28 protein-coding genes, 1 tRNA gene and 1 pseudogene are annotated in these 22,387 nt (G+C 56.2%); 17 read left to right on the plus strand and 13 right to left on the minus strand.

What is annotated here, in order from left to right:
* Positions 1-182: 182 nt before the first annotated feature.
* Complete coding sequence (locus BK658_RS25880; protein WP_123584774.1) at positions 183-1,466, minus strand: NAD(P)/FAD-dependent oxidoreductase; 1,284 nt, start codon at positions 1,464-1,466, stop codon at positions 183-185.
* A 184-nt stretch (positions 1,467-1,650) separates the two neighbouring features.
* Here BK658_RS25880 and BK658_RS25885 point away from each other — a divergent pair.
* Positions 1,651-1,727 (plus strand) — tRNA-Val (locus BK658_RS25885).
* 197 nt (positions 1,728-1,924) lie between these two features.
* The gene (locus tag BK658_RS25895) at positions 1,925-2,506 is read left to right on the plus strand and encodes a hypothetical protein (RefSeq protein ID WP_259740142.1); all 582 of its coding nucleotides are present in this window, start codon (positions 1,925-1,927) and stop codon (positions 2,504-2,506) included.
* Positions 2,507-3,005: 499 nt separating this feature from the next.
* On the opposite strand, the gene BK658_RS25900 is transcribed toward BK658_RS25895, so the two are convergent.
* The 4 genes and pseudogenes from BK658_RS25900 to BK658_RS25915 form a co-directional block, all read right to left on the minus strand.
* The gene (locus BK658_RS25900; RefSeq protein ID WP_123584805.1) at positions 3,006-3,551 is read right to left on the minus strand and encodes an NADAR family protein; all 546 of its coding nucleotides are present in this window, start codon (positions 3,549-3,551) and stop codon (positions 3,006-3,008) included.
* Between the two features lie 186 nt (positions 3,552-3,737).
* The gene (locus BK658_RS30080; RefSeq protein ID WP_185019896.1) at positions 3,738-3,899 is read right to left on the minus strand and encodes a hypothetical protein; all 162 of its coding nucleotides are present in this window, start codon (positions 3,897-3,899) and stop codon (positions 3,738-3,740) included.
* A gap of 52 nt (positions 3,900-3,951) precedes the next feature.
* A pseudogene (locus BK658_RS25905) lies at positions 3,952-4,146 on the minus strand (S24 family peptidase); the annotation flags it as partial.
* 1,110 nt (positions 4,147-5,256) lie between these two features.
* Positions 5,257-5,778, minus strand: a complete 522-nt coding sequence (locus BK658_RS25915; RefSeq protein WP_123584777.1) for a GNAT family N-acetyltransferase — start codon at positions 5,776-5,778, stop codon at positions 5,257-5,259.
* A 230-nt stretch (positions 5,779-6,008) separates the two neighbouring features.
* On the opposite strand from BK658_RS25915, the gene BK658_RS25920 reads away from it, so the two are divergent.
* Positions 6,009-6,731: a metallophosphoesterase gene (locus tag BK658_RS25920; protein ID WP_123584778.1), complete on the plus strand. Its 723-nt coding sequence runs from the start codon at positions 6,009-6,011 to the stop codon at positions 6,729-6,731.
* Positions 6,732-6,745: 14 nt separating this feature from the next.
* Here the strand turns inward: BK658_RS25920 and BK658_RS25925 are convergent, their stop codons facing one another.
* Positions 6,746-6,928 carry a hypothetical protein gene (locus BK658_RS25925; RefSeq protein ID WP_019692659.1) on the minus strand — a complete coding sequence of 61 codons (183 nt, stop codon included), beginning with the start codon at positions 6,926-6,928 and terminating at the stop codon, positions 6,746-6,748.
* 203 nt (positions 6,929-7,131) lie between these two features.
* On the opposite strand from BK658_RS25925, the gene BK658_RS25930 reads away from it, so the two are divergent.
* The 3 genes from BK658_RS25930 (at position 7,132) to BK658_RS25940 (ending at position 8,815) form a co-directional block, all read left to right on the plus strand.
* Positions 7,132-7,680 (plus strand): NADPH-dependent FMN reductase, encoded by a 549-nt coding sequence (locus BK658_RS25930; RefSeq protein ID WP_123584779.1) that lies wholly within the window; start codon positions 7,132-7,134, stop codon positions 7,678-7,680.
* 160 nt (positions 7,681-7,840) lie between these two features.
* Positions 7,841-8,041, plus strand: a complete 201-nt coding sequence (locus BK658_RS25935) for a hypothetical protein (RefSeq protein WP_123584780.1) — start codon at positions 7,841-7,843, stop codon at positions 8,039-8,041.
* A gap of 318 nt (positions 8,042-8,359) precedes the next feature.
* Positions 8,360-8,815, plus strand: coding sequence for a DUF2214 family protein (locus BK658_RS25940; RefSeq protein ID WP_123584781.1), 456 nt, complete (start codon positions 8,360-8,362; stop codon positions 8,813-8,815).
* Between the two features lie 228 nt (positions 8,816-9,043).
* Here the strand turns inward: BK658_RS25940 and csrA are convergent, their stop codons facing one another.
* A complete protein-coding gene (csrA, locus tag BK658_RS25945; RefSeq protein WP_007920550.1) occupies positions 9,044-9,238 on the minus strand; it encodes a carbon storage regulator CsrA in 195 nt (64 codons plus the stop codon).
* Between the two features lie 249 nt (positions 9,239-9,487).
* Here csrA and BK658_RS25950 point away from each other — a divergent pair, with 249 nt between their 5' ends.
* Positions 9,488-9,853: an SPOR domain-containing protein gene (locus BK658_RS25950; protein ID WP_123584782.1), complete on the plus strand. Its 366-nt coding sequence runs from the start codon at positions 9,488-9,490 to the stop codon at positions 9,851-9,853.
* A 14-nt stretch (positions 9,854-9,867) separates the two neighbouring features.
* On the opposite strand, the gene BK658_RS25955 is transcribed toward BK658_RS25950, so the two are convergent.
* From BK658_RS25955 to BK658_RS25965, 3 genes are all read right to left on the minus strand, one after another.
* Positions 9,868-10,560 (minus strand): endonuclease, encoded by a 693-nt coding sequence (locus BK658_RS25955; protein ID WP_123584783.1) that lies wholly within the window; start codon positions 10,558-10,560, stop codon positions 9,868-9,870.
* A 4-nt stretch (positions 10,561-10,564) separates the two neighbouring features.
* A complete protein-coding gene (locus BK658_RS25960) occupies positions 10,565-10,846 on the minus strand; it encodes a DUF1654 domain-containing protein (RefSeq protein ID WP_103319777.1) in 282 nt (93 codons plus the stop codon).
* 196 nt (positions 10,847-11,042) lie between these two features.
* Positions 11,043-12,131 carry an asparaginase gene (locus tag BK658_RS25965; RefSeq protein ID WP_123584784.1) on the minus strand — a complete coding sequence of 363 codons (1,089 nt, stop codon included), beginning with the start codon at positions 12,129-12,131 and terminating at the stop codon, positions 11,043-11,045.
* Positions 12,132-12,482: 351 nt separating this feature from the next.
* On the opposite strand from BK658_RS25965, the gene BK658_RS25970 reads away from it, so the two are divergent.
* The 8 genes from BK658_RS25970 to BK658_RS26005 all read left to right on the plus strand — a co-directional run bounded on the left by BK658_RS25970 (position 12,483) and on the right by BK658_RS26005 (position 20,152).
* Positions 12,483-12,938: a hypothetical protein gene (locus tag BK658_RS25970; protein ID WP_123584785.1), complete on the plus strand. Its 456-nt coding sequence runs from the start codon at positions 12,483-12,485 to the stop codon at positions 12,936-12,938.
* Between the two features lie 236 nt (positions 12,939-13,174).
* Positions 13,175-14,128, plus strand: a complete 954-nt coding sequence (locus BK658_RS25975) for a sugar ABC transporter substrate-binding protein (RefSeq protein WP_123584786.1) — start codon at positions 13,175-13,177, stop codon at positions 14,126-14,128.
* A gap of 57 nt (positions 14,129-14,185) precedes the next feature.
* Entirely contained in the window at positions 14,186-15,739 is a 1,554-nt protein-coding gene (locus tag BK658_RS25980; RefSeq protein ID WP_123584787.1) for a sugar ABC transporter ATP-binding protein, read from the plus strand.
* Positions 15,736-16,713 carry an ABC transporter permease gene (locus BK658_RS25985; RefSeq protein WP_054596652.1) on the plus strand — a complete coding sequence of 326 codons (978 nt, stop codon included), beginning with the start codon at positions 15,736-15,738 and terminating at the stop codon, positions 16,711-16,713. Before BK658_RS25980 ends, BK658_RS25985 begins: the two co-directional genes overlap by 4 nt.
* A gap of 3 nt (positions 16,714-16,716) precedes the next feature.
* Complete coding sequence (locus tag BK658_RS25990; protein WP_123584788.1) at positions 16,717-17,736, plus strand: LacI family DNA-binding transcriptional regulator; 1,020 nt, start codon at positions 16,717-16,719, stop codon at positions 17,734-17,736.
* 23 nt (positions 17,737-17,759) lie between these two features.
* The gene (rbsK, locus tag BK658_RS25995) at positions 17,760-18,677 is read left to right on the plus strand and encodes a ribokinase (protein WP_123584789.1); all 918 of its coding nucleotides are present in this window, start codon (positions 17,760-17,762) and stop codon (positions 18,675-18,677) included.
* Positions 18,674-19,078, plus strand: a complete 405-nt coding sequence (gene rbsD, locus BK658_RS26000; protein WP_123584790.1) for a D-ribose pyranase — start codon at positions 18,674-18,676, stop codon at positions 19,076-19,078. The genes rbsK and rbsD overlap by 4 nt, the downstream gene beginning before the upstream one ends.
* A gap of 45 nt (positions 19,079-19,123) precedes the next feature.
* Positions 19,124-20,152 (plus strand): nucleoside hydrolase, encoded by a 1,029-nt coding sequence (locus BK658_RS26005; protein ID WP_123584791.1) that lies wholly within the window; start codon positions 19,124-19,126, stop codon positions 20,150-20,152.
* A 42-nt stretch (positions 20,153-20,194) separates the two neighbouring features.
* Here the strand turns inward: BK658_RS26005 and BK658_RS26010 are convergent, their stop codons facing one another.
* The gene (locus tag BK658_RS26010) at positions 20,195-20,398 is read right to left on the minus strand and encodes a hypothetical protein (RefSeq protein ID WP_054596657.1); all 204 of its coding nucleotides are present in this window, start codon (positions 20,396-20,398) and stop codon (positions 20,195-20,197) included.
* A gap of 128 nt (positions 20,399-20,526) precedes the next feature.
* On the opposite strand from BK658_RS26010, the gene BK658_RS26015 reads away from it, so the two are divergent.
* A complete protein-coding gene (locus tag BK658_RS26015) occupies positions 20,527-20,832 on the plus strand; it encodes a hypothetical protein (protein ID WP_123584806.1) in 306 nt (101 codons plus the stop codon).
* A gap of 163 nt (positions 20,833-20,995) precedes the next feature.
* The gene (locus tag BK658_RS26020; protein ID WP_123584792.1) at positions 20,996-21,310 is read left to right on the plus strand and encodes an I78 family peptidase inhibitor; all 315 of its coding nucleotides are present in this window, start codon (positions 20,996-20,998) and stop codon (positions 21,308-21,310) included.
* 72 nt (positions 21,311-21,382) lie between these two features.
* Here the strand turns inward: BK658_RS26020 and BK658_RS26025 are convergent, their stop codons facing one another.
* Both BK658_RS26025 and BK658_RS26030 read right to left on the minus strand, forming a co-directional pair.
* Positions 21,383-21,595, minus strand: a complete 213-nt coding sequence (locus BK658_RS26025; RefSeq protein ID WP_003179963.1) for a cold-shock protein — start codon at positions 21,593-21,595, stop codon at positions 21,383-21,385.
* A gap of 293 nt (positions 21,596-21,888) precedes the next feature.
* Positions 21,889-22,188 (minus strand): hypothetical protein, encoded by a 300-nt coding sequence (locus BK658_RS26030; RefSeq protein ID WP_123584793.1) that lies wholly within the window; start codon positions 22,186-22,188, stop codon positions 21,889-21,891.
* Positions 22,189-22,387: the final 199 nt, after the last annotated feature.

The following is a 22,387-nucleotide window of genomic DNA, read 5'->3' on the forward strand; positions in this document are numbered from 1 at the left end:
CCCACTGAACGCCTTGAAGCTACGAAGAAAGCCACTGGCTACTTCGAGTCGATAGCAAAGACCCTGGTCGAAAGACCGGGGTTTTTTGTTTCTGGAATTTGGTTTTCGCCATATCAAGGTGACGCTTGAGTTCACCTCCCAAAAAAACCGCCAATTGGCGGTTTTTTTGCGAGCGCGAAAAATCAGAAGTCGAACTTGTCTCGCAGGCCGTAATACCAGGCGCCTAGCGCCGCAAACGGTGTACGCAACAGCTGGCCGCCGGGGAAAGGGTAGTGCGGCAGGTCGGCAAAGGCATCAAAGCGCTCTGCCTGGCCGCGTAAGGCTTCGGCCAGGACTTTGCCTGCCAGGTGCGTGTAAGTCACGCCATGGCCGCTACAGCCCTGGGAGTAATAGATGTTGTCGCCCAGGCGTCCGACCTGCGGCAAGCGCGACAAGGTCAGCAGGAAATTGCCGGTCCAGGCGTAATCGATCTTCACATCCTTGAGCTGCGGGAAGGCCTTGAGCATCTTCGGTCGAATGATTGCTTCGATGTTCGCCGGATCCCGAGCGCCGTACACCACGCCGCCACCAAAGATCAGGCGCTTGTCGCCAGAAAGGCGATAGTAGTCGAGCAAGTAGTTACAGTCCTCGACGCAGTAATCCTGTGGCAACAGACTCTTCGCCAGCTCATCGCCCAAGGGTTCAGTGGTGATCACCTGGGTGCCGCACGGCATTGATTTGGCGGCCAGCTCTGGAACCAGATTGCCCAGGTAGGCATTGCCGGCGACGATGATGAACCTGGCCCTGACCTTGCCTTGAGGCGTATGCACTACCGGATTGGCGCCACGCTCGATGCGTACGGCCGGTGACTGCTCGTAAATGGTCCCGCCCAGCGACTCGACGGCCGCGGCTTCACCCAGTGCCAGGTTGAGCGGGTGGATGTGGCCGCCGCTCATGTCGAGCATGCCGCCCACGTATTGATCGCAGGCGACGACCTCGCGAATACGGCGCTTGTCCAGGAGTTCCAGCTGAGTGTGGCCGTAGCGCTCCCACAGGCGCTTCTGCGACTCCAGATGGCCCATTTGCTTGCTGGTGATGGCTGCAAACACGCCGCCGTCTTTCAGGTCGCACTGGATCTGGTATCTGGCCACGCGGTCGCGAATGATCTTGCCGCCTTCGAAGGCCATCTGCCCGAGCATTTGCGCTTGCTTGGGACCGACGCTACGTTCGATCACATCGATATCGCGGCTGTAGCTGTTGACGATCTGGCCACCGTTGCGACCCGACGCGCCGAAGCCGACTTTGGCTGCCTCCAGGACCGTCACCCGAAACCCACTCTCCAGCAGAAACAATGCGCTGGACAGGCCGGTATAGCCCGCTCCGATGACGCAGACATCAGTCTCTACATCATCCTGTAACGATGGGCGCGACGGGGCGGCGTTGGCCGACGCGGCGTAATAGGATTCCGGATAAGGGATGTTCGCCATCCTGCAACCTCTGTTTAATATATTTTACGAGTGCTCCGATCCTACCTGAGTTAAAAATCGACTGCCAGCTACCCGGAATCTGTTCTTTGCCGTACCAAAATTAAATATTTTGCATATTCATAGGGTTAGGTGAAAAAAAGGTGTTGACACCCCTCCGGAATTCCGTAGAATGCCGCCTCACAGCAGGCACGTAGCTCAGTTGGTTAGAGCACCACCTTGACATGGTGGGGGTCGTTGGTTCGAGTCCAATCGCGCCTACCAAACAAAATCCGCTCTGCTGGGCGGTCTAGAAGGGCCCACCGAAAGGTGGGCCCTTTTTTGTTGCTTCGCGATAGCGTCGATGGGAAACACAACGGAAAAGTAATAAGGAAATTACGTGCTACGCAAGCTCATCTTGATTTTGGCCATGTCACAACTGAGTGGCTGCGCCTGGCTTGGGGCCGTTACGAACCCTCCGTATGATTGCTATGACGGTGTCAAGGGTGAATACGTGTTCGCGCAGTTCATCGGTCCGTTTGTACTCATCGACTTACCATTCACTTTCGTGGCCGATACGGCTTCACTACCTTTTTGCTGGTACTGACCAATATGCGCCGCTGGCATCTTGGCGGGCGCTTGCAAATCTCTATAAGTTGCAGTTTACGCTGTCCGGCTCCATCTCGAGCGAGCGCGATGAGAGTGAATACTCTGATTCCTTTGAGGCGGTGCGGGCTGTTGTAGTTGCGCTTGGCGAGGAAGATCTTGCGGGCAGGCTTTTCGTCGACATCCCTGGATCAGTTCCTTTTGAGTTGATTGCCGACTTATTCGATCTGCTTGCCTGGCAAACAGATGACAACGGTGCGGCGATTACTCGCTCCGTTGAGAACTGGCTGCTTGATGGGCGCGATATCCGCAAAGTGCGCATTGCACTGAATCTTGAGGTCTATCCGTTTCGGCATGCGCATGAGATGTATCGAGTGCTTTCGGCACTGGGTGAGTCAACCCCTAAAGTCGCACATCGTTGTCAGGAGATGATTGCCTCTCGGAAGCCGGTCTCATAGGCTCGAGTATCGCTTCGATTGTTCGGTGCATAGGTGCAGCGGTGGGCTTATCGGGTATCTACAACATGCGGCGTACAGCCCTGTGCCTGGGTGATTTTTACGGCATGCCACATGAGGTCCGGCGCTCCTCATGGCCAAGGCTCGGAGTGCTAATTTTTGAATCTGTCTCGCGCCGCTTACTGGGTCATCCGCCAGTTCGGTCAACACCTCGACAGTATGGGGTATCCCGTCGTGGGCAGGCTTTCGTGCCTGTCTGTCGCCGGTCGGCAGTAGTGGCAGCGCGATTTTGTTCGCCTGACTTTCTCTCGCCCCACAGGTGTGGCCGGGGCTGACCTCCCAGCGAATCCTGAGACTCAAAAAAGCCCGCCCATGGCGAGCTTCATATTGCGGCTTGATAGATTCTGGAAGGGTGGAGTCGACCGTGGGTCTTGCTCCGCGCCTTGTGTGCAGCGGAGAGAACGAAAATGCGGAACACTTCGACGCCCCATTAACGGGCAAATTAGGTTTCGTCGCGGACCTGCATAAGTGCGAACCCCAGGAGATTTAGGCCTCGCCACAGGTTGGGGTTACTCGCGTTTTCGTCGTCCTGGGCGAGCCCAATGCCCCAGATGCTATCAACCGGACTTGCCTCAACTATGATGCGAGAACCGGTCTCCTTGAGGAAAGCGTTCAACTCCGGGTTTTGGGAGAACTTGGCTTGGTTGGCCCGGACGACAATTGCATATCTGTGTTGCAGCCAATCGTGATCGTTGAATCCGCGCACGTTGCGGCCAAGAGCTTTGGCTGCGTCGGGGGTTGGAGCTTGGAGCACTTGAGCACGAATTTCTTGATCGCCGAACAAGGCTGCCTTCTCTGCCATCATGAAATGTTCGGCAGTTGGGTAGCGTTGCCCCTCGACAATGAATTCGGCGTTGAACCACTGGCTAAAGCACGAAGATGTAATTCCACTCTTACTTCGCTGGTGTCCCCAGAAAAAGGTATATTTCAGCCCCTCTCCAGAATTGAAGCGGGAGCGGAGATCTTCTAGATACTTAGAATCGTGCAATGAGGCTTCCTCAGCAATTAGCATTTGACGTGAGAGGTTTACCACGACGCATCAAGGTAAATCTCGATTGTAGGGTTTACTTGCGCTTGGCTGCGTACCCGGCGCTGGAAAACTTAACTGATCAGGCATGAGTTAGCAGATGTGGATGGGCGATACAGTGGTGGGTGAGTTAATCCAGCCCCTTGCCTAGCGGCGGCTCACCCAGTCATTGAGTATGACGAGCTCAAGAATGACCATACACAGTGAAAAAACCACAAAGCCCAATGAGAACACCCGCTTTCTGCGCGGTGGAGTGTAGCCATTGAGGGCGTTGAGCCATGCCAAAATCATGTCAAGCAGTTCGCCCATGATGACTTCTCAGTCTTGGTGTTGATCGGAAGTGCGCGCTGGATCAGGCGACTCAGCGCGAAAACATTCCCCACCAAAACACATGCCCCAAGATCGCGATCTGTTGATCCTGGATCTCGGCGAAGCTGTAATCCTCGTCCGGATGCTCATCGCGGTTGAAGCTGCGCAAACGAATGCCGGTAGGGAGGCGGTAGACCTGCTTCACGCGCATCTGGCCATTGTGATTGATGGCGTACATGTCCCCATTCGTTCTACCTGGTGGCCATCTGTGCGTTTGGGGATTTCGCTACGGCAGTTCACGGGTATTACGTGAGCGCGTTCACCGTGATGATTCATGCCGGAGTGGTGGCTTATGCTTGGGCTCGGCGCGGGCATGGGTTTGAGGTGGCTGGGTAGGTCACGACACGTATCGCGAATCAGTAAAGGAGCGCTTGGTGGGCGGTGATCCGTCATCAACAAGAGCATGCCCACCGAGAGTGCTGGATCACAGCCTGTGACGATAGGCAGAGTTGTCGGGTTACTGACTTGTTAGTAAAGTCGCAGCGCCGAATTAGGACTTTTGTTAGTCGCTCTAATCCACCTGCGGATACAGCCCATGGCTCATTTGGATCACCTTGTTAACTACGTCAGTGCCATCCTGGGAGTTTCGTTGCCTCGCACCTCGCACCTTGCATCTTGAAAGCTCGAATCAAGAAACCTGGCTTGACCTGGGATGCACCGTCACCGCGGAGGAAAAAATCTATGCCTTTGATGACGGCACACTCATCAAACGGCTAGCGGAGCAGGATAATTTTCCCAGCGACGCAGTCTGCGCCGAATGCTGGATTTGCTATGAGGTCGTTCGCCAGCCGCTCGATAAAACGATTAGTCCTTGCCACATCAGCTTTAACAGTGAATGCCGGGAAGCCTATTGGTTGAAGTACTTCTCTGCTTAGCTGCCGACTCTCTATCAATACCCTGCAACGCCTAGCAAGGCGCGACACCGAGATTGGTGAGTAGATTTGGGCGCTTCGGGTGAGTCAGTCGGGAAGGGTAGGTGTGCCGCAGGTGAGTGTGGCACGCCAGGATGCTCGGCGTTCAGCTTGGCGCAAACAGAATTAGCTTCAGCTTTATCGTCGAACACTTCGTGCTCATTGGTGTCGTCGGGGGTTCTTCTTGTCGAAGATCCGGTAGCGCGTGCTCCCCTCTGTTGCGTGTACAAAGCCCAGCACTTTAAATCTCGGTTCCATGGTGATCACCTGTTGTGAATTGATCTTCACCACTACACGGCAACCCGCAACTATTTCAATCCTGCTTTAGCATTACCGAGAACACCCATGACAACCAAGCAACCCGACTGGGAGGCAATCGAATGCGCCTATCGGGAAATGTCGCAGCACATCACAACCATTCCGATCTCGGTCTTGTCGGTGATAAATGGGATCTCGCCTAGTACTTCGAAGCCGAAGCCCTCGTAGAAGCGCCTCGCACTGGCGTTGGTTTTTAGTACGTCGAGCCAAATGAAATGCTCTTTACGATCTTTGGCAAGTTGGTGGATGAATTGCAGAAGCTGTTTCCCGTAGCCTTTGCCTGCTTGGGTCTTGAGGAAGTAAATTTTTTGGAGCTCCGCCCCGGCCTTGCCGGTAATAGGCATTGGCTTCGACCAGTTAACCTTTGAGAACCCTACCGCTCTGTCGTCTTTATCGAGGGCTATGAGCCAACAGTGATGTGTGGGTGCCCCTATCGATTCCTGAAGCGCCAGGACTGAAAAGTCTTCACTCAAGAAATGCTGCATGCCTGAGGGGCTCCAGATGTCGGAGAAGTGGTCCTGATACGTCTCTATGCCGATATCACGAAGTGCGTGGATATCTTCAATGGTCGCCTCTCGAATTTTGATCACTGTCTCGCTCCTTGCGTTGAGTTGATCTCGACCAATACCTACAACGCGCCGGTATTTCAAGTATTAGGTAACCCATGGACAGGCCACACCCCCTGCGTTACACCTTCGGGTCAGTATTTGCCTTCGCAAATAACTGAGTTCGAAGCCTTTGAGGGGGTAGCATAAGAGTCGCAGGTGAGGCGAATACACTGGATTGAAAAGAGCCTTAAGACAGTACCGAGGGTGGCAGCATGACCCAGGTTCGGCGTTTCACAATCAACACCGCGGGCCGCGACTTTGCCGTGGGTGATATTCACGGCCATTTCACCAGGCTTCAGGCAGCACTCGATGCTGTCGGCTTCAACCCCGCAACCGATCGTCTGTTCAGTGTTGGCGATATGGTCGACCGTGGCCCCGAATCTACCGACGTTGACGTGTGGCTGGCCAAGCCATGGTTCTTTGCCGTGCAGGGCAATCATGAGCAAATGGCGGTCGATGCCCACTGGCTCAGTCATAACGGTCGGGCCATTTACATACACATGATCAACGGCGGTGCCTGGCTGTACGGTCTGTCCAGCGCTGAGCAGGCTTTCTATGTCGATCTGTTCGCCGAGCTGCCTATCGCAATTGAAGTAATGACGCCTATGGGGGCGGTGGGAATCGTGCATGCCGATTGCCCATTCGATGATTGGGCGCAAATGCTTGGCGCCCTTGAGCGGGAGCAAGGCGCGATGCAGCGTAGTGTGCAAACTATCTGCCAGTGGTCGCGTTCTCGTATTACCAGCGAAAACGCTACTGGTGTCAGTGGCATCAGGGCCGTGATCGTCGGCCACACGGTGGTCCTTCAGCCTGCGGTGCTGGGCAACGTCTACCACATTGACACTGGCGGCTGGATGGGCGGTCATTTCACGCTGATTGATCTGGCTACTCTCGAGTGTATGCCGACGGTCAATCCAGAAATGTGCAGCCGGTGAGTGGTTTACGGAGCTCAGGAGGTTGTGTACTCGAGATACAGCCTTTCGAGAGCCTCCTGGTACTTGTCTCCCGTTAAAGACTTTTTCAGGGCTTCCACGACTTCGAGTGCTGAAGCTGCAGCCAGGGCTTCGTTATCTCCCCGGCTTGCGGCACGTAGTCGTGCTGCTGCAATGATCGCATCTTCAGTGGTTTGCATAGTGTTGCCCTCGAAGGACTCAGTCTCACTGATGCCGACAATCCACCACTAATTCTACCTCCGAGATATGCCATGACAACCAGGTCGCCTGACCGCGAGGCAATCGAGCGCGCCTGCCGATCGGGATTGCTCCCACGCTAAAGATGGCTTTGGCCTGCGTATGCGACAATTCATCCGTCCACCAAGTCATGGAGCGTATACACATGGTGCAACTACTTGCGATCTCAGGAAGCCTTCGCGCAGCCTCTTCAAACTCCGCGTTACTGCGTGCTGCCGAGCGGCTCAGTCCTGAAGGTATGTCGATCAGGCATTACCTTGAGGTGGGTCAATTACCTCATTTCGATCCGGATCTGGCTGACGATCCTCCGCAGATCGTCGCAGAGTTGCGTGGGTTTATTGCCGAGGCAGACGGCATTCTGATTTCGTGCCCTGAGTACGCTCGGGGAATTCCGGGGTCGTTCAAGAATGCACTGGATTGGCTCGTGGCCAGTCAGGACTTTCCCGGCAAGCCGGTAGCACTTTTCAACGCATCGCCGCGGGCGAGTCACGCCCAGGCGGCGCTAAGGCTGGTGTTGGAAACGATGTCCGCGATTATTGTCGAGCCCGCCTCGATAACAGTCGACTTGCTGGCTAAAGGAATGGATGAGGCAGACATCGCAGCGAGTCCGCAGATCAGTCAGCAAATCGTTTCGGCCTTGGGCGCACTCAAAAATCAAATTGAGGGTGGTCTTTCTGGAGTTGTTCCTGTTTGAAGTCGAATGTTTTTGGTTGATTGCCGATGCTCGGGATTGGCAGCCTGCCTGGAGCGAGCGTCGGTGGCTGGGGCGGCATGCGCCGACTACCGACTCAAGCGCGGCATGTGAGCGGTTCGAGCGTAAAATAGCTGGGTTACCTCATCAAAAGGAGCTGCATATGAACTCCGATCAAATGAATAGACGGACGGCTGGAGAAAGAGTCGTTTGGGATCAGTATTTTTGTGCTGCGCTGATAGCTGAAAGCAATCTCACCGCGCCGACGGTAGGGGGCCCGAAGTCGAGTCACGAAGAGTGGCAGAATCTATTGGTCGACAGGGCCAAAAATCTTGCTGACAAGATGATGGAACACCGGCAATAAACAGAGCCCAGCCATCGCGCTGGGCTCTTCGCATACGTTCGATAACAGCCATTGCGCAGGCGAAAAAAACCCGCAGGTGGGCGGGCTTTTGATCGATAGGGGCGTTGATCCTTCAACTCATATAAGTGTGCTCTGCGGCTCAAGCCCAATCAACTGAATGGCGACGAAACGCCGGAATAAAACAGAGTTGCGTGCCAGTTTGATCGTGGCCAACTGAAGGTGAGGGCAAGATGCTTGTTTGTATTGCCTGCGAAGCGAGGCGTTTTGGACTACTACTGACAGGCCGATTATTTTTCGTCTTGAATGGGGGGCAATTCGATGCTGGTTCACTGGTTTCTCGCCGCGGTCCATCTCTTGGCTTATGCCCTGGCGCTCTGGGGTGTTCTGACGCGTGGCATGGCTTTTCGTCGAGTGGGTGCGGAGGGTGCGGGGGCTCGCAGTGTTTTGCTGGCAGATAACTTTTGGGGAGTCTGCGCATTGATTCTTCTGGTTACCGGCGGGATCCGTGCCTTTGGCGGGTACGAAAAGGGGGCGGACTATTACCTGCATCAACCGCTGTTCCATCTGAAGATGACTTTATTCGTCATCATCCTGCTGCTTGAGATTGCACCGATGGTGACCTTGATCAAGTGGCGGATCGCTTTGCGTCGAGGCTCGCTGATTGATGTCGGGCGGGTCCGTCTCTTTGCGCGCATCAGTCATATCGAGGCACTGTTGATTATCTTGATGGTCGTGGCCGCGACAGGCATGGCGCGAGGTGTGACGTTTGGATAGTCGGCTAACGTTGCGCTATGGCTTGGTGCGTCCAGGCCGGCTGTGATGTTTTCACCAGGCTGAATCCGAATCGTCCGACAGTAAGGGACATGGCGATGTCGTTAGTATCAGCATCGCCGGCGGGGGGTGTCGGTGCTGCGTTGTTGTCATGGGGGAAGGAGGGGCGCGCAGAATCTTTAGCCAGCCGTTGCCGTGAGAGAAAAGGCTGGCTACTGATTGCTGACGGGTTCAGGGGGTTTCGCGCTTGTCCGGCGCAGTAAGGCCCGCCTGAATACGTTGGTAGATTTCTTCGCGATGCACCGCAACGTCTTTCGGGGCATTGATGCCGATTCTGACCTGCTGGCCGCTAACGCCCAGAATGGTGATGGTAATGTCATCACCGATGTTTATGCTTTCACCGACTTTGCGGGTGAGTATCAGCATGATCTTCTCCTTGATAGCTTTGTAGGGCACCTGACTCAGACAATGCAGATGTCGGTAGTACCTATAGATTAGTGCGAAGTGTCACGGTTTGGGTGCCTCTTTCTGACGTGCAGACGCTGCATTAATTCCCAAGGTGCGACTATACAGAGGCGAGAAACATCATTCTCGTTGTTTTGAGGCCTGTTTACTGGGTCGCGAAGCATTTTCGGGTGATAAAATCCCGGCTTTTGGCATTCAGAGGGGAAGGTTGTGCGCAAAATGGCGTTGGTGGTCGCAGTATTGGTATTGGCCGGATGTGGTCAGGAAAAGGCCGGGGAGTCGAAAAAACCTCAGGCGCCGGTTGTTTCTGCGCCCGCTGTGGCTGCTGCCTCGCAATGGGATGTTCTGGTTCAGGGCGAGACCGTGCAGGCGATCAGCGATCTCACTGGCTGGCTGATCGAACACAGTTTTGTTTCCTACGTGGTCACGCAAGACGGTAAGCAGCGCGTGCTGGTCGGGCCGTTCAACTCGAAGGCCGAAGCCGAGGCAAGGCAGGTCGAGCTGACCGCGGCACTGGCCAAGGCGAAGAAGATGAATATCGAATCAATGGTCATTGAGCACATCACGGCTCAGTAATTGACTCCACCTGATTAACCGCAAGCCTTCATGTTGACGGGGCCGACGAACTCATTGCCGCGCCCCATCACGCACGCGACGCGCTGATTGCGTTGGCGCTCCCAGCTTTGTGCCGGGTAAGTCTTGTTCCAGGCTTCGTAGAGTTGCCGATCCTGTTTGGACAGTCGCAAACCGTATTGCTTGCTCATGTAGAAATAAGTGCGAGCGATCATTCCGCGAATGGACGGGCGGGGCATGACCTTCCTGGCCTTGAAGTCGACCTGGGTCAGGCACGAACCGTATTGCCCTGATTGCACGGGGAGCCAGCCGAAGCTGAAATTGCTGCGGTCCCCGTTCACCTCGCCGATGCTTGGCACCAGGTTGTGCAAGTCGGCCTCGGCACGCTGATAGGTCGGGTCGTGACGTGTGCAGTTCTGGCGACCACCCTGTTGCCAGCACTGGCGTTGGTGACCGATTTGCCATGCCGGAACGATGTGCTCCCATTCGATGCGTGCGGCGCGTTTGGCGTTTTTACGTGGCACGTACCCGCAGGCTTTGAGGTCGACCCGATTGCCCGTGTATTTGCAGCCACAATAGAACTCTGTGGACTGTGGGGCGTAGAGTGTCCAGGCGACCTTTTTCGCTTCGTTGAAAGTGCGTGGCGCATCCGCCTGAGCACTGGCGACAACGAAGAGCAATAACAGCAAAGCAAAACAGCGAGCAATCATTGACTCAGTCTTCCTTCGGCACAACCCAGAAAATCTGCACGCCGCCATCGTCGCGATAAGCGAGGGTGACGTTGTCGTTCTCGGCGATTTCCTCGAGCAAGCGTTCCCATTCATCTACCGGCTCGTCGGGGAGGCGGAAGATCAGGGCGGCCTTGGCTTTTTGGGCGGTCGGGGAGTTGATGATTTTCTGAACGCGCAAACCGAGTCGTTCGTAAGAGCCTGGAGGGTTAGTCGCTGCTGAAGAGGTCGTGGCCACGGGGTAATCCTTATTAAGCTGTACGTGCATACAGTATTTAACTGTAGGCGATTTCGCAACTGCTTAAAGTTCAAGAAATTCCTCTGACAGCGAATTTTTCCGTTTGCTGTAAACCGATTGGTGATTATTCAGAAGTAATGGCAGGGGAGGCGGGAGGGTAGATCACTCGCCCGAGCGGGCGAGTGGGGGGGCAAGCGTCCGACCGGATCCGGTCGGACGCAATGAATCAGTACTCCCAGAACATCCGTTGCAACTCTTTGCTGTCCGACGTCTTGGTCAGTGCAACCATTGTCAGGATGCGGGCTTTTTGCGGGTTCAGGTCATGCGCAACGACCCAGTCATACTTGTCGTCTGGCTGTTCTGCGTTGCGCAACACAAACCCGCCGGCATTGACGTGGGAAGAACGAATGATCTGCACACCATCCTTGCGCAGTGCTTGCAAGGTTGGAACCAAACGCGAAGATACCGAGCCATTGCCGGTGCCGGCATGGATGATGGCTTTGGCGCCAGACTGGGCCAGGGCCTTGTAAGCAGTGCCGTCGACATTGCCATAGGAATAGGCGATTTCGACGTCAGGCAGGCTCTTGATGGTTTTGATGTTGAATTCCGAATCCATGGTGTGGCGCTTGGCTGGCAAGCGGAACCAATAGGATTTGCCTTCGATCACCATGCCCAATGGGCCCCATGGGCTTTTGAACGCTTCGGTCTTGAGGTTGATCATTTTGCTGACATCACGACCCGACTGAATTTCGTCGTTCATGGTGACCAGCACGCCTTTGCCACGAGCATCTTTGCTACCCGCTACGGCGACGGCGTTGTACAGGTTGAGCATGCCGTCAGCCGACATCGCGGTGCCTGGGCGCATCGAGCCGACAACGATGATTGGCTTGTCGGTTTTTTCCACCAGGTTCAGGAAGTAGGCGGTCTCTTCCAGGGTGTCGGTGCCGTGAGTAATAACGATGCCATCGACGTCTTTGCTGTCGGCCAGTTCGGCCACGCGGCGACCCAGTTGCAGCAGGTTTTCGTTGGTGATGCTCTCAGAGGCGATTTGCATCACTTGCTCGCCGCGAACATTGGCCAATTGGCTCAGTTCAGGGATGCCGGCGATCAACTGCTCGATCCCGACTTTTGCGGCCTGGTACGTAGCACTATTGGCTGAGCTGGCGCCAGCACCGGCAATCGTGCCACCTGTAGCGAGGACGACCACGTTTGCCAGTTTCTGTTGGGTTTCGACTTCTTTTGCTTGCAGTGCAGTCGGGAGGAGCAGCAGGAGGGCCAAAGCGCCCGGAATAAAGGTGTTGAAGGCAGATTTCATTGTTTTCTCTCTAGTAATGATGACGGTGCTGATGCAGGTTCATCTAGAAACACCCCAAGCAGATCTGTATGCCGGGGATACCCAGTAAGAGCAGGATCTGTACCAGTCATATCTTGGATTTAAAATTCTTTTAACCTTTTGATTTACATAGATTTATATCTTTTATGCGGTGGCGCTCGAGGCGATAGTCGTCCGGGTTTCCGAATATGTGCAATGGAAGCGTTCGGCTGTCCGAAATCTCCTACAGCGTAAACCTAGGATTTCCCACATTTTTGAATGGGAATTAGTGCTAAAGAAAACCGCTCAGGGGTCGATGATCCTTTCAGGATCATTTTTTGTGCAGGAGCTCATATGTCTATTTCAGTAGGTTTTCCAAACGCAGGCGGCATCACGATTGGCGGCAAATCGCTCGCTACGGTCAACGCATTGAGCGACGCGACGGCAGACGCCGTGACGCAACTGGCGGGTGGCAAGGAAGGTGACAGCAAGCAAGTCAGGACAGGTCCGGTAGGGCAAAGCCCCGAAGCGGAGACCAAAGCAGATGACGGTGGTAACCAAAGCATCACGGTGAAGATGCTGCTCAAACGCATGAAGGAACTGCAAGAGCAATTGCGCCAGCAACAACAGCAACTGGCTGCGGCCCAGGCCGCGTCATATCCGACGCCGGAAGCCAAGACCACCGCGGTCATGGCGATTCAGGGGCAAATCGCTCAAACCAACGGTGCGCTGATGGAGGTGAGCAGCAGCCTGGTCAAGGAGCTGGCCAAGGGTTCCAATAGCGGATCGGTGGTCAACACCACGGCATAATCGGCATTGCCGTTTTTTTCGCCAAGCAGACCACAAAACGGTTTTTTCTGACCGTTGACAAATGTCGACAGGGTTCGCATAGTTCGGTCTACGCAAACGTTTGCGCGACCCTGTCGACGGTTTGACTCCGTTGGTGCGGCGATCCTCGTTCCCGCGTACCAGAGCGCTGGTGAACGGATTTGAAGCGTATGCAGTGCAAGCGTTGCTCAGAATAATCATAAGATCGGAGTGAACTCATGAAGCTGCCATTCGCTGGACGTCTTCTCGCTGTCGCTATGCTGGCTGCCGCATCCGCCGCTTTGCCCCTCTCTTCGGCGTTCGCCGACACTGAAAAACCTAAAGTCGCGCTGGTCATGAAGTCCCTGGCCAACGAATTCTTCCTGACCATGGAGGATGGTGCCAAGGCTTACCAGAAAGAACATTCTGCCGAATTCGACCTGATCTCCAATGGCATCAAGGACGAAACGGACACGGCTGGTCAGACACGCATCGTCGAGCAAATGATCCTGGCCAAGGTCAATGCGCTGGTCATCGCACCAGCTGACTCCAAAGCGATGGTTCCGGTGATCAAGAAGGCCATCGATGCCGGTATCACCGTGATCAACATCGACAACCAGCTGGACCCGGCCGTCGTCAAAAGCAAGAACATGACCGTACCGTTCGTAGGCCCGGATAACCGCAAGGGAGCGCGTCTGGTCGGCGAGTACCTGGCTAAACAGCTGAAGGCCGGTGACGAAGTCGGCATCATCGAAGGTGTTTCCACCACCACCAACGCCCAGGCTCGCACCGCTGGCTTCAAGGACGCAATGGAAGCGGCGCAGATCAAGGTCGTCTCGTTGCAGTCCGGCGACTGGGAAATCGATAAAGGCAACAAGGTTGCCGCTTCGATACTCAGCGAGTACCCGCAAACCAAGGCCCTGCTGGCGGGTAACGACAGCATGGCGGTCGGTGCCGTTTCGGCGGTGCGCGCAGCAGGCAAGGCGGGCAAGGTGCAAGTGGTCGGTTACGACAACATCAACGCCATCAAACCAATGCTCAAGGATGGCCGCGTCCTGGCCACTGCCGACCAGTTTGCAGCCAAACAGGCGGTGTTCGGCATCGAGACTGCCCTGAAAATGCTCAAGGGCGAAAAGGTCGACAGCGGCACCAACGGCGTAATCGAAACTCCGGTTGAGCTGGTTACCAAGTAGTCATTCTGGCGACACAACGGCGCTCGCTCGCAAGGGCGAGCGCATGGAGATTTTTTTATGTCAGTTTGTGCCCCGAACGCGGTCCTTTCGGTCAGCGGTATCGGCAAGACGTATGCGCAACCGGTATTGACCGGCATTGACCTGACGCTGATGCGTGGTGAAGTGCTGGCGTTGACCGGTGAGAACGGTGCCGGCAAAAGCACGCTCTCGAAAATCATTGGCGGGCTGGTCACTCCGACCACCGGCCGGATGCAATTCCAGGGGCGCGATTACCGTCCTGGCAGCCGAACCCAGGCAGAAGAGCTGGGTATTCGCATGGTCATGCAGGAACTCAATCTGCTGCCGACCTTGTCCGTGGCAGAGAACCTGTTTCTCGACAACCTGCCGAGCAATGGCGGATGGATCAGTCGCAAGCAACTGCGCAGAGCGGCCATCGCCGCGATGGCTCAGGTCGGGCTCGATGCGATCGATCCGGACACGCTGGTCGGCGAGCTGGGGATCGGTCATCAGCAAATGGTCGAGATCGCGCGCAACCTGATCGGCGACTGCCATGTCCTGATTCTCGATGAGCCGACAGCGATGTTGACGGCTCGCGAAGTCGAGATGCTCTTTGAGCAAATCAGCCGCCTGCAAGCTCGTGGCGTGGCGATCATTTATATTTCCCATCGGCTGGAAGAGCTGGCGCGGGTTGCTCAGCGCATCGCGGTATTGCGTGACGGCAATCTGGTCTGCGTCGAACCGATGGCCAACTACAACAGCGAGCAACTGGTCAATCTGATGGTCGGCCGCGAATTGGGCGAACACATCGATCTCGGTCCACGACACATCGGCGCGCCGGCCCTGACCGTCAAAGGGTTGAGCCGTTCGGACAAGGTTCGCGATGTGTCTTTCGAGGTGCGCAGCGGCGAGATTTTCGGAGTTTCCGGTTTGATCGGGGCTGGGCGCACGGAGCTGCTGCGGCTGATCTTCGGTGCCGATGCGGCAGACAGTGGCACGGTCGCGCTTGGCTCGCCGGCGAAAGTGGTGAGCATTCGTTCGCCCGCCGATGCGGTCGGTCACGGCATTGCCCTGATCACCGAAGATCGCAAAGGCGAGGGGCTGCTGCTGACTCAGTCGATCAGCGCCAACATCGCCCTGGGCAATATGCCGGTGATCTCCAGTGCCGGCATTGTGAATACGGGTGACGAGATGGCGCTGGCGCAGCGTCAGATCGACGCGATGCACATTCGCAGCTCCAGTCCTGCGCAGCTGGTTTGCGAGTTGTCGGGCGGCAATCAGCAGAAGGTGGTGATTGGCCGCTGGCTTGAGCGTGAGTGTTCGGTGTTGTTGTTCGATGAGCCGACTCGCGGCATCGATGTCGGTGCCAAATTTGATATTTACGCATTGCTTGGCGAGTTGACGCGTCAGGGCAAGGCGCTGGTGGTGGTGTCCAGTGATCTGCGCGAGCTGATGTTGATCTGCGACCGTATTGGCGTGTTGTCGGCCGGACGCTTGATCGACACCTTCGAGCGCGACAGCTGGACTCAGGATGATTTGCTTGCCGCCGCTTTTGCCGGCTACCAAAAACGTGATGCGTTGCTCCATGAAGCGACGCCTAGGGATCTCCCATGATAACTGCACTGTCTGCTGGCAAACGTAGTAGCAATTTTTACGGCCTCGGTACCTATCTGGGCCTGGCTGGTGCCTTGCTGGCGATGATTGCGTTGTTCTCGGTCTTGAGCAGCCATTTCCTCTCTTATGACACCTTCAGCACACTGGCCAATCAGATCCCGGACCTGATGGTGCTGGCAGTCGGCATGACGTTCGTGTTGATCATCGGCGGCATCGACCTTTCGGTGGGTTCGGTGCTGGCCTTGGCGGGCTCGACTGTCAGCGTGGCGATCCTCGGCTGGGGCTGGAGTGTCTTGCCGGCAGCACTGCTGGGCATGGCCGCCGCAGCAGTGGCCGGGACCATCACCGGTTCGATCACCGTGGCCTGGCGCATTCCGTCGTTCATTGTTTCGCTGGGTGTGCTGGAGATGGCTCGCGGCGTTGCCTATCAGATGACCGGCTCGCGCACGGCCTATATCGGTGATGCCTTTGCCTGGCTGTCCAATCCGATCACCTTTGGTATTTCACCGTCATTCATTATCGCGTTACTGGTTATCTTCATTGCCCAGGCAGTGTTGACCCGTACCGTGTTCGGTCGCTACCTGATCGGTATCGGTACCAACGAGGAAGCTGTGCGTCTGGCGGGTATCAACCCAAAACCCTACAAGATCCTGGTATTCAGCCTGATGGGGTTGCTGGCGGGTATTGCCGCACTGTTCCAGATCTCGCGTCTGGAAGCGGCGGACCCGAATGCCGGTTCCGGTCTGGAGCTGCAAGTCATCGCTGCCGTGGTGATCGGTGGTACCAGCCTGATGGGCGGTCGCGGTTCGGTGATCAGCACCTTCTTCGGCGTCCTGATCATTTCTGTACTGGCTGCCGGACTGGCGCAAATCGGCGCGACCGAACCGACCAAACGCATCATTACCGGCGCGGTGATCGTGGTCGCGGTGGTGCTGGACACCTACCGCAGCCAACGTGCAAGTCGACGGAGCTGAATCATGGCAACGATCAAGGATGTAGCAGCGCTCGCGGGGATTTCCTACACCACGGTTTCCCACGTGGTGAACAAGACCCGGCCGGTCAGTGAAGAGGTTCGGCTCAAGGTCGAGGCTGCGATCAAAAGCCTGGATTACGTGCCCAGTGCCGTGGCGCGCTCGCTCAAAGCGAAAACCACCGCGACTATCGGTTTGCTGGTGCCCAACAGTCTCAACCCGTACTTCGCGGAATTGGCCCGTGGTATCGAGGATTACTGCGAGCGTAACGGTTATTGCGTGATCCTCTGCAACTCCGATGACAACCCGGACAAGCAGCGCAGTTACCTGCGTGTGCTGCTGGAAAAACGCATCGACGGGCTGATTGTCGCGTCCGCCGGCGGCGATAGCGGGTTGGCGCAAGGGCTGGCGGGCGTGCGCACGCCGATGGTGATCGTCGACCGTGGGTTGGAGGGACTCGATGCGGACATGGTGCGCATCGATCATGAATACGGTGCTTATCTTGCGACCCGGCATTTGCTCGAACTGGGCCATCGCGACATCGCCACTATTGGCGGCCCGGCACATACCAGTGTGGCGCAGATGCGTCTGGCAGGTTACTGCCGGGCCTTGAAAGAGGCAGGCGTCGAAGTGCCGGGAAAATGGATGCTCGAAAGTGACTTCACCAGCATTGGCGGTTACAACGCGGCGACAATGTTGCTGGAAAAGAATCCGCCCAGCGCAATTTTTGCCGGCAACGACATGATTGGTATCGGCGTACTGCGGGCCGCCGCCGAGCGCAATATCCGGGTGCCGAGCGAGCTTTCGGTCATCGGTTTCGACGATATCCAGATGAGCCGTTATGTATATCCGGCGCTGACCACCGTTGGCCAGTCGATCCTGCAGCTTGGCGAAATGGCTGCGGAGGTACTGTTGCGACGGATCGGGACACCTGAACTGGCGACCGATCAGCGGATCGTGAAGCCCAGCATTGTCATGCGAGAGTCGACCGCGCCGCCGGCCGGCGTATTCGACCAATACCGCTGAAGCGAATTGATGAGTAGGGATGTATGCCAGCAAAAGTAGTGGTTGTAGGCAGTCTGAACATGGACCTGGTGACCCGCGCCCAGCGGTTGCCGCATGCCGGAGAAACGCTGCATGGCGAGTCGTTTGCCACTGTGTCGGGCGGCAAGGGCGCTAATCAGGCGGTAGCGTCTGCCCGGCTGGGTGCGCAGGTGTCGATGATCGGCTGCGTGGGTGACGATGCTTATGGTGAGGAGTTGCGCGCAGCGCTGCTGGCAGAACAGATCGATTGTCAGGCGCTGACATCGGTCGGGGGCTCCAGCGGCGTGGCGCTGATCGTGGTCGATGACAACAGCCAGAATGCGATTGTTATCGTTGCGGGTGCCAACGGTCAGCTGACACCTGGCATGGTCGCGGGGTTTGATGCGGTGCTTGCGGCGGCCGACGTGATCATCTGTCAGCTGGAAGTGCCGATGCACACGGTTGGTTATGTTCTCAAGCGTGGTCGTGAGCTGGGCAAGACGGTGATCCTGAATCCGGCGCCGGCAACGAGCCCATTGCCGGCCGACTGGTATTCGTCAATCGATTATCTGATCCCCAATGAAAGCGAAGCTTCGGCCCTGAGTGGTTTGCCGGTGGATTCTTTGGAGAGCGCCGAGCTGGCCGCGAGCCGATTGATCGCCGCTGGTGCCGGTAAGGTCATCATCACGCTGGGCCCCCAGGGTTCATTGTTTGCCGACGGACAAAGTGTTACGCATTTTCCGGCGCCGAAGGTCAAGGCGGTCGACACTACCGCGGCCGGCGACACCTTTGTCGGCGGTTTTGCCGCGGCCTTGGCCTCAGGCAAAAGCGAAGTCGAGGCCATTCGTTTTGGTCAGGTCGCCGCCGCTTTATCGGTGACGCGGGCCGGTGCGCAACCCTCGATTCCTTCCTTGTCAGACGTACAGGCCTGCAAAGCATCATGAAAAAAACACCCTTGCTCAATATCGCGTTGTCGCGGCTGATTGCCTCTCTGGGTCATGGCGACATGCTGGTGATTGGCGATGCCGGTCTGCCGGTGCCGCCCGGCGTTGAGTTGATCGACCTGGCGTTGACCCCGGGCATTCCGGACTTCGTCAGTACCTTGCGCGTCGTACTCAGTGAAATGCAGGTGGAAAGCCATGTGCTGGCCGAAGAAATCCTGCTCAAGCAGCCGCCGACGCTGCAGGCGATCGACGAGCTGACGGCCAATGCCGCGATGGGTCAGCGGCGGTTGCTGAGTCATGAAGAATTTAAAGTCCTTAGCCGACAAGCGCGGGCGATTGTTCGTACGGGCGAATGTCAGCCGTACTGCAACATCGTGCTGGTCGCAGGGGTGACTTTCTAGTCCGCCATATCCCGATTCGATTTACCCACGCACAAGGAGTGCGCTATGCACCGCTATGCTCAACGACTGCATCACCTGATCCGGAGTCTGCTGCTTTTGTCCTTGCTCACCGCTACAGGCGCCCACGCGGCGGAAAAGATTGATCTGATCATCGACACCGATCCAGGTGCCGACGACGTGGTGGCGCTGCTGTTTGCCCTGGCATCGCCCGAAGAACTGAACATTCGCGCCCTGACTACCGTTGCCGGTAACGTGCGCCTGGACAAAACCTCGCGCAATGCACGGCTGGCCCGCGAGTGGGCAGGGCGTGAAGAGGTGCCGGTGTATGCGGGCGCTCCGAAACCGTTGATGCGCACGCCGATCTATGCCGAGAACATTCATGGCAAGGAAGGCCTGTCGGGTGTCACGGTGCACGAGCCGAAGAAAGGTCTGGCCAAAGGCGATGCGGTCAGTTACCTGATTGACACGTTGCGCGCGGCCAAGCCTCACAGCATCACTATCGCAATGCTCGGGCCGCAGACCAACCTGGCGTTGGCGCTGATTCAGGATCCGGAAATCACCCAGGGCATCAAGGAAGTGGTGATCATGGGGGGCGCGCACTTCAATGGCGGCAACATTACCCCGGTCGCTGAATTCAACCTGTTTGCTGACCCGCAGGCAGCTGAAGTCGTCCTCAAGAGCGGCGTCAAGCTGACCTATCTGCCGCTGGACGTCACCCACAAGATTCTGACCAGTGAAGCTCGCCTGAAGCAGATTGCTGCGCTGAACAACAACGCCAGCAAACTGGTGGGCGATATTCTCAACGAATACGTCAAAGGCGACATGGAGCACTACGGTATTCCTGGTGGCCCGGTGCATGACGCCACGGTGATCGCGTACCTGCTCAAGCCTGAACTGTTTACCGGTCGTGCGGTGAATGTGGTGGTCGATAGTCGCGAAGGGCCGACCTTTGGCCAGACCGTCGTTGACTGGTACGACGGCCTGAAAGCTCCGAAGAACGCGTTCTGGGTCACGAACGGCGATGCTCAGGGCTTCTTTGACTTGCTGACTGCGCGTCTCGCCCGTCTCAAGTAAATTATGTCCCCGCAGGTGCCAGCCTGCGGGGTTTTACTCCCTTTACGTGTGGGCGGCGCCCATATCGTCGATGGGGTACTTCTCGAATACCTGCTCGATGAACTGTTGAGCGGCTTTCGTGCCCAGGTCCTTGACCAACAGGTCTATGCCAATGATTGCCAGCTCTTCCGGGGTGCTGGGGCTGTAAGAGCTGTGGCCTTGGGGCCAGCTGACTTTGATATCGGCGTCGATGGTCACGGTGGTCATAAGTGTCTCGCGAGGTCGGGAAATCTGTCTGTTGAGTTAACCACCTTGCGCAGCTTTTGGCACTCCGACTTAGGCATGAACGGAGGGCTATGCGACACTTGGACTTTGTAGATTTCAAGGACAGTGCTGTGCAGATCGATTTGAATACCCCGGACGGCTTGACGCTTGAGGCTGTGCGCCAGCTGCTGGCGTCTGCCAGCGACGATACGCATACCCAGTTGCGGGTCAGCAAGTCAGGTATTGCCTACATTTCGTCAGGTGTTGTCGGCGGAACGGATATCGACGGGCTGCTGTTTCGCCTTGAGACGTGGGCCAAGGGCTCCGGGTATGTAGGCATGGTTGCCGCCAGTGATGAGGTCTGGGTCATGCAGATATTCAACGCATTGAAACAGAACTGGCCGAAACCACCCTTTGATTACATCGATATCTACTGAGCCTGCTCATATTCAGTCACGATTGCGCACTGAACAGCAGGGGATAGCTCAGGCAAACTTGCGTGTTTGACGGCTTTGAAGGCGGGGGATGGCACTGACCATGAAACCAAACGCCCAAACGGCTGTCGCACGAATTCAGTTCAACTATTGAAAAGGAGGCGTCATGCCTTGGAAGCTCGCGTCATTGGGTACTTTGCTGGCCGCTGTCATGTTGGCGGGTTGCAGCAGTACCTCCGAGTCGGCAAAAGACCCTGTGGTAGCCGGGGCCGGTAACGGTCGTTGTGAGGCAAAGGCTGCCGAATTCACCATTGGCAAAAAGGCTTCGCCAGAGTTGCTGGAACAGGCCCGCGTGCGTTCCGGGTCGCAGACTGCACGAGTCCTCAGGCCAAACGACATGATCACTCTGGAATACCGTTCGGATCGTTTGAACCTCAACACCGACGCCAACCTGGTGATTACCCGGGTCAACTGCGGCTAATCGCTTCAGGCTTTTGTTTCGCTCATAAAAAACCCCGTCACATGGACGGGGTTTTTTTAGTGCGCCAGGAAATTACTCTGGGCGAACTTGTGCAGCTTGCATACCCTTTTGGCCTTTCTCAGCCACGAAGGAAACGGTTTGGCCTTCTTTCAGGCTTTTGAAACCGTCGCTTTCGATAGCTTTGAAGTGTACGAACAGGTCGTCACCGCCACCTTGAGGAGTGATGAAGCCGAAGCCTTTTTCATCGTTGAACCATTTAACGGTGCCGGTTTGGCGATTAGACATGGTGTATCTCCAAGAAACATATATTTTCAGTAGTACTGTGCTGCTCAGGCCAACTGGGCACACCGGAGTATCATAGTCGAAATGTTCGATTTGGGAGCCCCCCGGACGTGCTGTTTGCCTTCGTATCGCCTGTTCTTTGTCGCTGTGTATGGCTGTAAGCCCCGGTTTAAAAGGCTTGCAGCCAAATACATGTCCTGTAAAAAAAGCTGTAAAAGCTGCGTAATTTGTCTGAAATAGTGGTTTTTCAGCTGTTTTCTACTCGCCAGGGCCGTTGTTTTTAGCCCTCCAGCGGCTTATTTCTTGACTCTGCATTCCTGAATGGCGTTCAGCGCCTTGGTGCGCAGCTCCGCACTCGGCTGTTTTGTCTTGCTCATCAGCTCGCTGATTTCGGCCGTTGTAAACTTCTCGTTGAGCTTGTCCGCGCCACAAGCGCAATGCAATTCGGCGGACTTCTGGTCGACGCTCTGACTGGCGGCGGAAACGCAATCCTTCATATAGCTTTCGCGAACCCCGGCAGGCCAGGCAGCCTGCGCGCTCAGCGGGAGCAGCATGATCAGTGGGGAAGCAAGGGCGATAAGGCGGATAAGACGCATAGCTGGAACTCCGTGAGGTCGATAATGTGTGGCGATTCTCAGCCTATTTGAGGTGGGCCGTACATCTCAAGTTCACTTTTTGATGCAAAAGCCCTGAATTCGGCGTTGGCCAAACAAGGTCGCGGCGACGACCGTTCATCTGTGCTAGGATCCAGCGCTCGGGTATTTTCAGGCTCTGGATGATCTGTTCTCCAGTAGC

It is taken from the genome of Pseudomonas brassicacearum, from assembly GCF_003732175.1.
Taxonomy (GTDB): domain Bacteria; phylum Pseudomonadota; class Gammaproteobacteria; order Pseudomonadales; family Pseudomonadaceae; genus Aquipseudomonas; species Aquipseudomonas brassicacearum_G.

Bases quoted from the DNA above. Each gene is read 5' to 3' on its own strand.
- BK658_RS25880 (WP_123584774.1), bottom strand. From the start codon at position 1,466: ATGGCGAACATCCCTTATCCGGAATCCTATTACGCCGCGTCGGCCAAC.
- BK658_RS25895 (WP_259740142.1), top strand. From the start codon at position 1,925: ATGATTGCTATGACGGTGTCAAGGGTGAATACGTGTTCGCGCAGTTCA.
- BK658_RS30080 (WP_185019896.1), bottom strand. From the start codon at position 3,899: ATGGGCGAACTGCTTGACATGATTTTGGCATGGCTCAACGCCCTCAAT.
- BK658_RS25920 (WP_123584778.1), top strand. From the start codon at position 6,009: ATGACCCAGGTTCGGCGTTTCACAATCAACACCGCGGGCCGCGACTTT.
- BK658_RS25925 (WP_019692659.1), bottom strand. From the start codon at position 6,928: ATGCAAACCACTGAAGATGCGATCATTGCAGCAGCACGACTACGTGCC.
- BK658_RS25930 (WP_123584779.1), top strand. From the start codon at position 7,132: ATGGTGCAACTACTTGCGATCTCAGGAAGCCTTCGCGCAGCCTCTTCA.
- BK658_RS25935 (WP_123584780.1), top strand. From the start codon at position 7,841: ATGAACTCCGATCAAATGAATAGACGGACGGCTGGAGAAAGAGTCGTT.
- BK658_RS25940 (WP_123584781.1), top strand. From the start codon at position 8,360: ATGCTGGTTCACTGGTTTCTCGCCGCGGTCCATCTCTTGGCTTATGCC.
- csrA (WP_007920550.1), bottom strand. From the start codon at position 9,238: ATGCTGATACTCACCCGCAAAGTCGGTGAAAGCATAAACATCGGTGAT.
- BK658_RS25955 (WP_123584783.1), bottom strand. From the start codon at position 10,560: ATGATTGCTCGCTGTTTTGCTTTGCTGTTATTGCTCTTCGTTGTCGCC.
- BK658_RS25960 (WP_103319777.1), bottom strand. From the start codon at position 10,846: ATGCACGTACAGCTTAATAAGGATTACCCCGTGGCCACGACCTCTTCA.
- BK658_RS25965 (WP_123584784.1), bottom strand. From the start codon at position 12,131: ATGAAATCTGCCTTCAACACCTTTATTCCGGGCGCTTTGGCCCTCCTG.
- BK658_RS25970 (WP_123584785.1), top strand. From the start codon at position 12,483: ATGTCTATTTCAGTAGGTTTTCCAAACGCAGGCGGCATCACGATTGGC.
- BK658_RS25975 (WP_123584786.1), top strand. From the start codon at position 13,175: ATGAAGCTGCCATTCGCTGGACGTCTTCTCGCTGTCGCTATGCTGGCT.
- BK658_RS25980 (WP_123584787.1), top strand. From the start codon at position 14,186: ATGTCAGTTTGTGCCCCGAACGCGGTCCTTTCGGTCAGCGGTATCGGC.
- BK658_RS25985 (WP_054596652.1), top strand. From the start codon at position 15,736: ATGATAACTGCACTGTCTGCTGGCAAACGTAGTAGCAATTTTTACGGC.
- BK658_RS25990 (WP_123584788.1), top strand. From the start codon at position 16,717: ATGGCAACGATCAAGGATGTAGCAGCGCTCGCGGGGATTTCCTACACC.
- rbsK (WP_123584789.1), top strand. From the start codon at position 17,760: ATGCCAGCAAAAGTAGTGGTTGTAGGCAGTCTGAACATGGACCTGGTG.
- rbsD (WP_123584790.1), top strand. From the start codon at position 18,674: ATGAAAAAAACACCCTTGCTCAATATCGCGTTGTCGCGGCTGATTGCC.
- BK658_RS26005 (WP_123584791.1), top strand. From the start codon at position 19,124: ATGCACCGCTATGCTCAACGACTGCATCACCTGATCCGGAGTCTGCTG.
- BK658_RS26010 (WP_054596657.1), bottom strand. From the start codon at position 20,398: ATGACCACCGTGACCATCGACGCCGATATCAAAGTCAGCTGGCCCCAA.
- BK658_RS26020 (WP_123584792.1), top strand. From the start codon at position 20,996: ATGCCTTGGAAGCTCGCGTCATTGGGTACTTTGCTGGCCGCTGTCATG.
- BK658_RS26025 (WP_003179963.1), bottom strand. From the start codon at position 21,595: ATGTCTAATCGCCAAACCGGCACCGTTAAATGGTTCAACGATGAAAAA.
- BK658_RS26030 (WP_123584793.1), bottom strand. From the start codon at position 22,188: ATGCGTCTTATCCGCCTTATCGCCCTTGCTTCCCCACTGATCATGCTG.